The 12913-nt window shown below is 42.8% G+C and carries 10 protein-coding genes and 1 other annotated feature; of the genes, 3 read left to right on the forward strand and 7 right to left on the reverse strand.

The genetic code is table 11. From position 1 onward, the window contains the following. Positions 1–246: 246 nt before the first annotated feature. The 4 genes from ACDZ29_RS07205 to ACDZ29_RS07220 form a co-directional block, all read right to left on the reverse strand. On the reverse strand, positions 247–3411 hold the full coding sequence (locus tag ACDZ29_RS07205; protein WP_375090558.1) for an Ig-like domain-containing protein: 3165 nt from the start codon (positions 3409–3411) through the stop codon (positions 247–249). A 340-nt stretch (positions 3412–3751) separates the two neighbouring features. Next, entirely contained in the window at positions 3752–6166 is a 2415-nt protein-coding gene (gene leuS, locus ACDZ29_RS07210) for a leucine--tRNA ligase (protein ID WP_375090559.1), read from the reverse strand. Positions 6167–6219: 53 nt separating this feature from the next. Then, positions 6220–6452, reverse strand: a binding site (T-box leader). 153 nt (positions 6453–6605) lie between these two features. After that, positions 6606–6869 (reverse strand): DUF2524 family protein, encoded by a 264-nt coding sequence (locus tag ACDZ29_RS07215; RefSeq protein WP_289326700.1) that lies wholly within the window; start codon positions 6867–6869, stop codon positions 6606–6608. 95 nt (positions 6870–6964) lie between these two features. Then, the gene (locus ACDZ29_RS07220) at positions 6965–7471 is read right to left on the reverse strand and encodes an SMI1/KNR4 family protein (protein ID WP_375090560.1); all 507 of its coding nucleotides are present in this window, start codon (positions 7469–7471) and stop codon (positions 6965–6967) included. 169 nt (positions 7472–7640) lie between these two features. Here ACDZ29_RS07220 and ACDZ29_RS07225 point away from each other — a divergent pair, with 169 nt between their 5' ends. After that, positions 7641–8600 carry a TIGR01212 family radical SAM protein gene (locus ACDZ29_RS07225; protein WP_289314670.1) on the forward strand — a complete coding sequence of 320 codons (960 nt, stop codon included), beginning with the start codon at positions 7641–7643 and terminating at the stop codon, positions 8598–8600. After that, positions 8597–9169, forward strand: a complete 573-nt coding sequence (locus tag ACDZ29_RS07230; protein WP_375090561.1) for a class I SAM-dependent methyltransferase — start codon at positions 8597–8599, stop codon at positions 9167–9169. The genes ACDZ29_RS07225 and ACDZ29_RS07230 overlap by 4 nt, the downstream gene beginning before the upstream one ends. A gap of 273 nt (positions 9170–9442) precedes the next feature. Here the strand turns inward: ACDZ29_RS07230 and ACDZ29_RS07235 are convergent, their stop codons facing one another. Next, positions 9443–10246, reverse strand: coding sequence for a lysophospholipase (locus ACDZ29_RS07235; RefSeq protein ID WP_370016610.1), 804 nt, complete (start codon positions 10244–10246; stop codon positions 9443–9445). Between the two features lie 210 nt (positions 10247–10456). On the opposite strand from ACDZ29_RS07235, the gene ACDZ29_RS07240 reads away from it, so the two are divergent. After that, a complete protein-coding gene (locus ACDZ29_RS07240; protein WP_289318282.1) occupies positions 10457–10975 on the forward strand; it encodes a gamma carbonic anhydrase family protein in 519 nt (172 codons plus the stop codon). Positions 10976–11412: 437 nt separating this feature from the next. On the opposite strand, the gene ACDZ29_RS07245 is transcribed toward ACDZ29_RS07240, so the two are convergent. Both ACDZ29_RS07245 and metK read right to left on the reverse strand, forming a co-directional pair. Beyond that, entirely contained in the window at positions 11413–11598 is a 186-nt protein-coding gene (locus tag ACDZ29_RS07245; protein ID WP_375090562.1) for a hypothetical protein, read from the reverse strand. A gap of 95 nt (positions 11599–11693) precedes the next feature. After that, a complete protein-coding gene (gene metK / locus ACDZ29_RS07250) occupies positions 11694–12887 on the reverse strand; it encodes a methionine adenosyltransferase (protein ID WP_289314667.1) in 1194 nt (397 codons plus the stop codon). Between the last annotated feature and the right edge of the window lie 26 nt (positions 12888–12913).

The following is a 12913-nucleotide window of genomic DNA, read 5'->3' on the forward strand; positions in this document are numbered from 1 at the left end:
ACTTTGACTTTTATTCTTTCTCCTCTCTTTTTCTCTAATAAAGTTTTATAGTACAAGAAAAAAGAGTAGGTTCTATTTCAGAATTAAAACGCGAAACTCCAGATCTGACATCATGCAATGACAACGCACAGTCAAAAGACACGCTCATGGCAAAAACACCGCTGATCATCGAGCGGTGTTTTCATTCGTCTTCTCACATAAAAAGGCCGTTTAACATGTAAGTTAAACGGCCTTCACCTCTTATAACTATTTTGATTTTTTAACGGTTACTTTTGTTGCTTTTCCTGTATTGCCCGCTTTGTCTTTTGCTGAAGCATATAATGCGGACCCTGCTTTTTGCTTGCTGATTTTAATGGAGAAGTTCCCCTTGTTATCAGCTTTTGCCGTTCCGATGTTTTTATTGCTGTACTTCACGGTAACGGTTGAACCGATTTCCGCTTTACCTGTTACTTTGGTGGCTTTGTCGTTCACTTCATTCACTTTCGGTGCTCCTGGAGCCGTTTTATCTTTAACCGTTACTTTTGCCGCTTTTCCTGTATTGCCTGCTTTGTCTTTTGCAGAGGCATATAATGCGGACCCTGCTTTTTGCTTGCTGATTTTGATGGAGAAGTTCCCCTTGTTATCAGCTTTTGCCGTTCCGATGTTTTTATTGTTGTACTTCACGGTAACGGTTGAACCGATTTCCGCTTTACCTGTTACTTTGGTGGCTTTGTCGTTCACTTCATTCACTTTCGGTGCACCTGGGGCGGTTTTATCCAGAACAGTTACGGTTGTCGCCTTACTTTCCCGTTTTGCTAGATCTGTAGCTGTGACTGAAAGTTTAGTGCCAGCTTTTTGTTTGCTGATTTTCACTTTGAAATTCCCTTTGCTGTCCGTGTTACCTGAACCAATCACTTTTTTTGCATTATTTTTGACCGTGATTTTCATGTCCGCTTGTGATTGACCAGTTACATACGTATCTTTGTCACTTACAGCTTTAACGGTTGGCTTATTAGGGGTTTCCCCTTTCTTCACGAATACTTTGATTGAAGAGATTGCCAGTTTTGAAGAATCAGAGATATTCACAGTAAGCATTTGCTCAGCTTTTTGGACCGGAATCGTAACGGTGAACGTTCCGTTAGCTGACGCCGTTCCTTTACCGATCGTTTTGCTTCCGCTTTTCACTTCGATTACTGAACCTTTTTTAGCTGAACCAGTCAGTTTTGTTTGCGTATCCATCACAAGATTGACTTTTGCTTTTAAATCCACTGCACTAAGTGCACTGTATGCATTCAGCCTTCCATATCCGGATACTAAATCTTTTCCGACAGGAAGTTCTTCTTCTGGTATTATGATTTCTCCATCCTCAGGTGGATAGTCCTCATAAGGGTCTACATTATCTTCTTCTTCAAAAGCAACATATTCCGATGTCTCATGAAGGATTTCCCTTACTTCATTCAATTTCAATCCAGGGTTTCCGGATAATAACAAGGCCGTAGCTGCCGCAACATGGGGAGCTGCCATTGATGTACCATCCATATAGGTAACATTTCCATTAGGTACAAGGCTCGGGATGCCTGTCCCTGGAGCGACCATGTCCAATTTCGTTCCATAATTGGAATAATCCGATACTAAATCAAGGGCATTGGTTGCGCCGACGGAAATGGCGTATTTAGATGATGCAGGATAAGAAAGACCTTCCATCCCATCATTACCGCTTGCTACGACAACCATTACATTTTTGGCGGCTGCATCTTTCAAGGCGTGTTCAATCGTCCTGCTATATTCTCCACCCAAGCTAAGGTTTATGACCTTGGCACCATGTTCCACGGCATATTTAATGCCTAGTGCAATTTTCTCATTGTCTCCATATCCTGAAGAGTCCAAGACCTTCACAGGCATGATTTTAGCTACTGGATTGATTCCTTGCATGGAATAGCCATTGTCTGCTTTTGCAGCGATAATTCCGGATACATGTGTACCATGGCCATTGTCATCGACGGCATTTCCCTTCTTATCAATGAAATTCTTGCCTAAGTCCATGCGAACCGTATCTTTCAAATCCGCAAGTGAATCATCGACACCTGTGTCGATAACCGCTACTAATGTATCCTTTAGATTACGTTTCTTAATAAGGTTTTGCAGTTTTTCGTTATCGATGTCCGCACCCTTTATGCCCTCTTCACCACCGAGGTTATTTAAAGACCATTGATACGATGATTGAATATCGGCTGAAAGTGCTTTATACGTTTTTACCGGTTCGATATATTCCACTTCTGGAAGATTTTCAATACCGGAAAGAGCTGCTGTGCTCATTTTTGCTTGATTCTTTAACTCTACGACATACATATCATCATACAGAACCTCTTGTTTCTTAGGTGCCGATAATGTTCCATATCCTTTTCCGCTTACTTTGGATTGGACAGAGCTTAATGACTTCCCTGGTTTAAGTTTGACGATATATTTGTTCTTTATATTTTTCGAAGCCGGAACTTCAATTCCCGCTTTGCTTGCGATATCGACGATTCTCTCACCGGCAAGCTTATCAAGATTGATTTTCTTTGCAATGCCGTCCATATCCTTTTTCAATCCAGCCGGAGCGACGTCTGCCGTCTTAGTGAATAAAGCTTTAATCGCTTCTTGCTGCTTGTTGCTAATGACTGCCGTACTGCTTGCTCCATTTTCATTAAGATCCTCAATAAGGGGCTTAATGACGACTAAATGATTATAGACGGCTTCCCTTGCCGTTTTATTACCAGCCAGATGAAGTGCCAGGAATGGAGAAGCCTTATAGTATAAAGAGGACATGGTGCGTCCCTCAGATGATTTCGTGAGAACTTCATCTCTAAACACGCGGAGTGTTTTCAACATGGATTCTCCCGTTTTCTTATCGTTTACACTCAATTCAACCGGGCATGATTCGAGATTTTCCCCTTCGTCCCCGGCAGATGGTGGCAATGTCACTGAATGGGCATTGATGGAGTATTCAGCTACATTTTCCGCATCCGGTAGAGGATTTCCTTCATCATCCGTATCGCCGAAATATTCAACTTTAACATAATATGTGCCGTCCCAAGCATATGGGAAATCGACTACAGCTTTTTCATCAGGATAAGAAGAGACAAAATAATTGCTCTCATCTTTTTCTGCTTTTTCTTTATCTTGATATACGGAAATATTCAAGATTTTATCCGAATTGACTTCGAACTCAATATGGGAGAATTTTTGTATTTCTTCTTGTGTGGGACTGATTTGATACCATTGAACACCCGGTTTTTCAAACTTCCCGTCCAAAGTGTCCCCATTTTTAATCGTATTTACATTTTCAATAGGTGTTACAGCTGCAGCTTGAGAATTTTGTGGAACCAAGCTGAAAATCAGTGCAAAAATAAGCACAAACACCGTAATTCGACTCACATTCTTAAATTTCACAGTTTCGCCTCCAATATTTGGTTATAAAATAACAGTACTATACCAAACTATCACACTGTATAATTTTATCAACCAATTTTTTCCCTTTTTTATGAGAAATGCTTGATATAATTGGACAGCGAGCAGAAAAATGATTCTCCTGTACCAATTAAGCAAGATATTTGAGCTCCGATCGACACCTTATAAGGATTGTTGATGCCAAAATTTGATAGATTCATCGCTAATGGACTTAAATCGGTGAAAATCCTAACATGACCTAATTCCTAAGTTCCGCCAATGCCCGCGAAAAAAAAAGCTGTCCCAGCATTAAAACATGCGGAACAGCTCTCATTCGATTTCGTTAGTTTGCGACGATATTGACTAATTTACCTGGTACAGCAATGACTTTACGGATGGTTTTCCCATCGATTTGTTCTTTGATGGAATCATCACCCATCGCAATTTCTTCCAACTTTTCTTTCGTAGTGTCAGTCGGCACCATTAATTTCGTTTTGACTTTTCCGTTGATTTGGATGACGATTTCGACTTCGTTATCCACTAACTTCGCTTCGTCGAACGCCGGCCATGTTCCGTATGTGATGCTCTCGGAATGGCCTAGTTTAGACCAAAGCTCTTCGGCGATATGCGGTGCAACCGGTGCAAGCAATTTGACGAAGCCTTCGATATATACTTTAGGAAGCGAATCGGCTTTATAAGCATCATTGATGAAAACCATCAATTGTGAAATCGCCGTATTGAATTTCAATTCTTCATAATTCTCGGTCACTTTTTTAACCGTTTGATGATAGACTTTTTCAAGCTTGCCCGTGTCATCCGTTTCGGTCATCTTATCTGTGATCGAACCGTCTTCGTTGACTAATAAACGCCAAATGCGGTCAAGGAATCTGCGGGAACCGTCCAATCCGTTTGTAGACCAGGCAATCGAAGCATCCAATGGTCCCATGAACATTTCGTACATGCGAAGTGTATCTGCACCATGGCTTTCAACGATATCATCCGGGTTCACGACATTCCCTTTTGATTTACTCATTTTTTCATTATTCTCGCCAAGGATCATCCCTTGGTTAAATAGGTTTTGGAAAGGTTCCTTCGTTGGCACAACACCGATATCGTATAGGAATTTATGCCAGAAACGAGCGTAAAGCAAGTGAAGCACCGCATGCTCAGCGCCGCCAATATAAATGTCGACCGGCATCCATTCTTTTAATTTTTCAGGATCTGCAAGTGCTTCCTTGTTGTCCGGATCGATATAACGAAGGAAGTACCAGCTGCTGCCTGCCCATTGTGGCATCGTATTTGTCTCACGGCGCCCTTTACGTCCGTTTTCATCCGTTACGTTCACCCATTCCGTAATGTTCGCAAGTGGAGATTCGCCTGTACCCGAAGGCTTGATGTCCGTAGCTTTCGGTAAAATCAATGGAAGTTCATCTTCCTTCACTGCAGACATCGTGCCGTCTTCCCAATGAATGATTGGAATCGGTTCACCCCAGTAACGCTGACGGCTGAATAACCAGTCGCGAAGACGGTATGTTATTTTCTTCGTACCGATTTCTTTTTCTTCCAGCCATTTGATCATGGTTGAAATGCCTTCTTCTTTATTCAATCCATCAAGGAATTCCGAATTCACATGAAGGCCATCGCCTGTATATGCTTCACTTTTCACATCTCCGCCAGCTACGACTTCCTTGATCGGCAAGTTGAACTTGACTGCAAATTCATAATCCCGCTCATCATGCGCAGGAACGGCCATGATCGCACCTGTTCCGTAGCTGATCAACACGTAATCAGCAATCCAGATCGGCATTTTTTCGCCGTTTACCGGGTTAATGGCATATGCCCCCGTGAACACGCCTGATTTATCCTTAGCCAAGTCTGTTCTTTCCAAATCGCTTTTATGTTTCACTTCATCTAAATATGCGTCGACTACCGACCTTTGATCAGCTGTCGTAATTTTATCGACAAAGTGATGTTCAGGTGCCAATACGGCATATGTTGCACCGAATAACGTATCCGGACGGGTCGTGAACACCGTGAATGTATCTTCAAAGCCATCGATATTGAATGTAACCTCCGCTCCCTCGGAACGTCCAATCCAGTTACGTTGCATATCCTTGATGTTTTCAGGCCAATCCACATCATTCAAATCGTCGATTAAGCGGTCCGCATAAGCCGTGATTCGAAGCATCCATTGTTTCATCGGGCGGCGCTCAACCGGATGGCCTCCACGCTCACTTTTTCCATCGATGACTTCTTCGTTCGCCAATACCGTGCCAAGAGCCGGACACCAGTTAACGGCCACTTCATCAATATATGCAAGGCCCTTTTCATATAATTTCAAGAAGATCCATTGCGTCCATTTGTAATAGTCGGGATCTGTCGTGTTTATTTCGCGATCCCAATCATAAGAAAAACCAAGGGCTTTGATTTGGCGGCGGAACGTGTTGATATTGTGCTCCGTGAATTCAGCTGGATCATTTCCCGTATCGATCGCATATTGCTCTGCCGGAAGTCCAAATGCATCCCAGCCGATCGGGTGTAAAACATTATACCCCTGCGCCCGTTTCATACGTGCTAAAATATCGCTTGCCGTATAACCTTCCGGGTGCCCCACATGAAGACCTGCGCCTGAAGGGTATGGGAACATATCCAGCGCGTAGAATTTACGTTTGCCGCTTTCTTCACCCGTTTTGAATGTCTTATTGCCTTCCCAATACTGCTGCCATTTCGTTTCTATGCTTCTATGGTCAAAACTCATATGATTTCCTCCTAATTTCCGTATAAAAAACAATAAAAAACCCCTCATCCCAAAATAGGGACGAGAGGATTATGTATATCTTCCCGCGGTACCACCCACATTGGCGATAGCTAAAATCCGCCCAGCTTAAAACATCCGTAACATGGATTAAAACGCCAGGCATTACTTTTTACCTTCACACCCGGAACTCCAAGGGGAGTTCACGACCCTCCCAGGTTGACTTGCACCACCCGTCAACTCTCTTTACTGGAATCAAATCGCTACTGTTCCTCATCATAGTCTTTATGAGAATATTTGATTATATTAATTCTAGTCAATTTCACCGATAATTGCAATAGCCGTACATAAACATTATCGACAGGTTTTTCATTATATATTCGAATTCAAGGAAAATCGTGCAAAAAAGGGAGCTATGCATCCATAGCTCCCTTGCTTCCCTTTAATGCCGCAGTAAAATCATTTCATTTTTCAATTCATTCATCTGCTGCCGCATCCGCGAAAGCATATCCCGTTGTTGGGCATTCGAACTGGCATACAATCGTTCCATATCCGTCAAAGCCTCTTCGATATACTTTTGCGAATTTTGAAATTGTTCATCATCATAATGCTCCTGCCGTGAGGCCTCGTTAAATTCAAACTCTGCAAAATGGAGAGCTCCTTCACATTGCTCTAAAAAATGATCGACGGATTGTCTGGTTGCCATTACAAACCCTCTCCTTCGCGTCTCATGTGGATGATTCGGAATCATCTTGTTTAGTTTGAGCAAATAACGAGTGGATTATCATTTTTTTTGAGGAATCAACCTTTATCCCAAAACTTCTCCCCGTGATGGGAAATGAACTGCTCGATCCACTCGGCAAAGCCCATATGGAGTTTCTCGCCTTCTTCAAAATCATCAATATGGCCTTTTACCATTAAATAATCCTTATCACCTTTAGCGACGGCTTCCCCATCTATCACGATATTATCTTGATAAATGCATGCCACTTTATAGCATCCTTCGTATGAATTTTCATATGTGTAATTAACAATATCATCCAGGCTGTATAAATCATTTTCACCGCCAGATTCCACATTATCGAATAGACGGCATCCATTCGTTATTTTTAAAAACTCTTTATAATCATCGGGCAGAAGCAATCCGGTTTTCTTTTCAAAGGAATGAATTTGTTCATCCGAAGCAGGTGAATTGAAGGTGCAAGTGGCTTTGTATATGAACCCATCATCATTTACTTCGATCACCTGATTATTTTCGGCTAATTTCTTTTTCATTTGATTAATCGCTTCTTCAACTTGACCGGTCATGTCCATCAGCTCCCGATTGGATATAGTCATTCATTAGATATACTGAAAATAGCAGCTAAATTTTAACCTTCAAGTATACAGTATACGCTTATTTTTCAAAAAAAGACCTAGCTGCCAGAATGTTGTATAATATATGTTGCGCTTTATTTTTAATTAGGAGGTTGCTGATTTGAATCAAGCAAACCCGTTTATATATGCAACGGATAACAAACGATATCATACATGGAATTACCACTTGAGAAATCATTTTGGACATAAGGTTTTTAAAGTTGCCCTGGATGGCGGTTTTGACTGCCCCAACCGTGATGGCACCGTCGCACATGGAGGCTGTACCTTCTGCAGTGCCTCAGGCTCGGGTGACTTTGCGGGCAGCAGGGTTGAACCGTTAGACGTCCAATTTAAGAAAATCAGCGAACGGATGCATCATAAATGGAAAGACGGAAAATATATGGCCTATTTCCAAGCGTTCACGAATACCCATGCACCCGTGGCAGAGCTTCGCGAGAAATATGAAAGTGTATTGACCCAGGAAGGTGTCGTCGGACTCTCCATCGCGACACGACCGGATTGCCTCCCAGATGATGTAGTCGAGTATTTAGCGGAATTGAACGAGCGCACTTACCTATGGGTGGAACTCGGTCTCCAGACGGTTCATGAAAAGACCGCGACGATGATCAATCGTGCCCATGACTTCAATTGCTACAAAGAGGGTGTCGATAAACTGCGTAAACACGGCATCCGCGTATGCTCCCATATCATCAATGGTCTTCCTCAGGAAGATTACGAAATGATGATGGAAACAGCCCGGGAAGTCGCCAAACTCGATGTGCAGGGCATAAAGATCCATTTACTTCATCTATTAAAAGGGACACCAATGGTCAAACAATATGAAAAAGGCCTACTTGAGTTTCTCGACCGTGACGATTATGTCAGCCTGGTATGTGACCAGTTGGAAATTATCCCTCCAGAAATGATCGTTCACCGCATTACGGGTGACGGTCCGATCGATTTGATGATCGGACCAATGTGGAGCGTCAATAAATGGGATGTCTTGAATGCCATTGACGCCGAATTGAAACGCCGCAACAGCTGGCAGGGGAAAAATCATCAGACGGAGGTACAAACATGAAGCTTGATCGAATTTTGCCATTCGCCAGGATTCTGCTTGAAAAGGCGGTTCAGCCTGGAGATATAAGCATTGATGGCACGATGGGCAACGGTTTTGATACGGTCTTTCTTGCAGGACTTACAGGTGAAAACGGACATGTCTATAGTTTTGACATTCAGAAAGAAGCCCTCCAAACCACAGCGGCGAAACTGAAGGCCGAGAATTTACAAGCGCACTGCACCCTCATTCACGATGGGCATGAACAATTGAGCAAATACATCAGGCAAGAACATTCCGGAAAGATCACAGGTGCCATATTCAACCTAGGCTACCTTCCTGGCGGAGACAAATCAATCATCACCCAAGCAGATACCACGATATCGGCCATTGAACAGCTGTTCGAGATGCTGGCACCAGAAGGCATCATCATCCTCGTCATTTACCATGGACATCCAGGGGGATCTGAAGAACGGGATGCATTGATGGATTATGTACGGGACTTTCCTCAACAGAAAGCGCATATCCTGAAATACGGTTTCATCAACCAAGCCAACAATCCGCCATTCATCTTGGCGATTGAAAAGAGATGATCTCGCATGACACCGTTCTTTAGTAACGGTGTTTTTGCATTAGACATTCGTTTAAGCCTCCACTCGAAGGGTGCATGGAACAAAATAAGAAAACGACGCGTTTAGACCTATTCGCCAATATCCTCCACATTATAAAAAGATACTTGTTATGTATTCCGTGCACCGGTCATCAAGACGAACGAATTGCTTACAAACACAGGTTAATCCAAATAAAAAAGCTGCCAAAGATCTCACTTCAGCAGCTTTTTCATTATATCCCGCAGTATGTACCGATCAAACGACATACCCTAATATCTTTAAACGATTTTCAACAAAACTCAGTGCATATTGAAATACATCATCACGCTCTGGCTCGTTGAAGATTTCATGATAAAGCTTCGGCCATTCCTTATATTGCTTTTCACTGGCCAAGTTATAATTAAACCACTCACGAACCGCCTTCTTATTCACGATTTTGTCATCTCCGCCCTGCATGACCAAAAGCGGTACATCCTGAATTTCGGGAATCTCTTCAAAAGCATCCTTCATAGCCTGTGCAAGCTCGCGATACCAACGAATCGAAACTTTTGTGATATATAGGGTATCGTTTCTATCGGATTCACGAACTTCAGAGCTTCTCGTTGCCATTTCAGGTGTCAATCCGGAATCTACCCTGAACTTAGGCATCACGATGTTCAAACCATGAGAGAGGGCTGTCATGAGCTTCGGCGGCTTCGTCATGAGGCCTAAGCATGGTGAAGATAGAATCACCCCTGCAATGTCCCATTCCTCTTCCTGAAGAAGGCGTATCGAGATCAAACCGCCCATGCTGTGACCAAGTAAAAACACCGGCAGCGAATATTCGTAGGCATCTTCTATCCAGCTTTTCACTTCATCTAAATATTCATCAAAGGAATCGATATGTCCCCGGTAGGCGCGTGTTGTCATTCCCTGCCCAGGAAGGTCGCCCATGACCACATGGTATCCGGCTGAAAGCCACATTTGTGTAACCCACTTATAACGGCCGTGATGCTCCATAGCCCCATGAATGATGACAATGACGCCTTTTGCGTCTCCTTCTGTCTCCCATTTCCACATTCGAAATCCCCCTTTCACTTTTCACTTGTTGTATACGATCCATGATAGTTAAAATAATATATATAAATTATAACCATATTCGTGATTTTCGACAAAAAAGAAATCTAACAAGTTGTACATTGGTATTATAAATAGCCAAGTGTATTTGCATACGGTATATTAAAATAATACATAAAAACATTAACTTCGGAAAGGAAATGATTGAAAATGATTATTTATCCGTTTAAAGGCAAAGAACCTGAAATCGCTGAAAGCGCTTATATTGCTGAAAATGCTGTCGTCACAGGTGATGTGAAAATTGGTGACGAATCATCAATTTGGTTCAATTCCGTCATTCGCGGTGATGTATCCCCAACCATCATAGGGAAAAAAGTCAGTATACAGGATAATAGCGTCCTGCACCAAAGCCCAAATAATCCATTGATCATCGAGGATGAAGTGACCATCGGCCATCAGGTCATTTTACATAGCTGCAAAATCCGTAAAGGAGCTTTGATCGGCATGGGATCGATTGTGCTTGATGCAGCGGAAATCGGCGAAGGGGCATTTATCGGTGCCGGCAGTCTCGTTCCCCAAGGTAAAGTAATTCCACCGAACATGTTGGCATTCGGACGCCCAGCTAAAGTCATTCGCGAAATCAACGAAGAAGATCGCCAGGATATGGAACGAATCGTACGCGAATATGCCGAAAAAGGACAATACTATAAAACGGCAGAACGAATAAAATAAACTAACGAGTCTTTGCTCCTAACTCACGAGTAAACGTTCCTAACTCACGAATATTTGCTCCTAACTCGCGAGTATTTGCTCCTAACTCACGAGTATTTGCTCTAATTCGCGAGTAAATACTCCTAACTCACGAGTATTTGCTCCTAACTCACGAGTATTTGCTCCTAACTCACGAGTATTTGCTCCAATTTCACGAGTAAACGTTCCTACCTCACGAGTAAATGCACATAACTCGCGTAAATACTCCTAACTCACGAGTATTTGCTCCTAACTCACGAGTAAACGCACATAACTCGCGAGTATTTGCTCCAATTCACGAGTAAATGCTCCTAACTCACGAGTAAATGCTAAATTCGCGAGTAAATACTCCTAACTCACGAGTAAACGTACATAACTGGCGAGTATTTGCTTCCATTTCACGAGTAAACGTTCCTAACTCACGAGTATTTGCTCCTTACTCGCGAGTATTTGCTCCAATTCACGAGTATTTGCTCTAATTCGCGAGTAAATACTCCTAACTCACGAGTATTTGCTCCTAACTCACGAGTAAATGCTAATTTCACGAGTAAACGCATATAACACGCGATTAAATGCTCCAATTCACGAGAAAGCTCCAAACTCAAGAGTAACTATCGATTTCTTGAATTATTCCCCCTGAAGGCAAAATTAATCCATAAAAAAAGGTGCCCCGCTGTTGCGGGACACCTTTTTTTATGGATTATGCTTGTGCTTTTAATGTTTCTGCTTTATCCGTGCGTTCCCATGGAAGATCGACATCTGTACGGCCAAAATGTCCGTATGCAGCTGTTTGTTTGTAGATTGGGCGACGAAGATCAAGCATTTTGATGATACCAGCTGGACGAAGGTCGAAGTTTGCACGAACTAGGTCAACTAGGACTTCTTCGCTAACTGTACCAGTTCCGAATGTATCAATCGAGATCGATACAGGCTCTGCCACACCAATTGCGTATGCCAATTGAACTTCCGCTTTGTCAGCAAGGCCAGCGGCAACGATGTTTTTCGCAACGTAACGCGCTGCATATGCCGCAGAACGGTCAACTTTAGTAGCATCCTTACCAGAGAATGCACCACCGCCGTGACGAGCGTATCCGCCGTACGTATCAACGATGATTTTACGTCCAGTAAGACCAGCATCCCCTTGAGGTCCGCCAATTACGAAACGGCCGGTCGGGTTGATGAAGTACTTAGTTTGAGCATCGATCAATTCAGCTGGAACAACTGCTTTAATCACATGTTCTTTTATATCGGCTTGAATTTGTTCAAGCGTAATTTCTGCATCATGCTGTGTAGAGATAACGATCGTATCTACACGTACAGGACGGTTATTCTCATCATACTCCACAGTTACCTGTGTTTTACCATCAGGGCGTAAGTAAGCAAGAGTTTCATCTTTACGAACTTTAGCCAAGCGGAATGAAAGTTTATGTGCCAATGAAATCGGAAGTGGCATAAGCTCTTCTGTTTCATTACAAGCAAATCCGAACATAAGACCTTGGTCCCCTGCACCGATTGCATCGATTTCTTCCTCTGACATGTTTCCTTCACGAGCTTCCAATGCTTTATCGACGCCAGCTGCGATATCGGCAGACTGCTCATCAATGGAACTCAATACAGCACAAGTTTCAGCATCGAAACCATATTTCGCACGTGTGTAGCCAATTCCTGCAATGGTATCACGAACGATACGCGGAATATCCACGTAAGCGGATGTTGTAATTTCACCAGCAACAAGCACAAGACCTGTTGTTACACTTGTTTCACACGCAACACGTGCATTTGCATCCTTAGCAAGGATAGCATCTAAAATGGAATCTGAAATCTGATCACAAATTTTGTCCGGATGGCCCTCTGTAACAGATTCAGAAGTAAATAGACGTTTCTTTGACATCATATTTCCTCCTTGGAAGTTAGTATGTT

It is taken from the genome of Peribacillus sp. RS7 (genome assembly GCF_041956845.1).
Taxonomy (GTDB): domain Bacteria; phylum Bacillota; class Bacilli; order Bacillales; family DSM-1321; genus Peribacillus.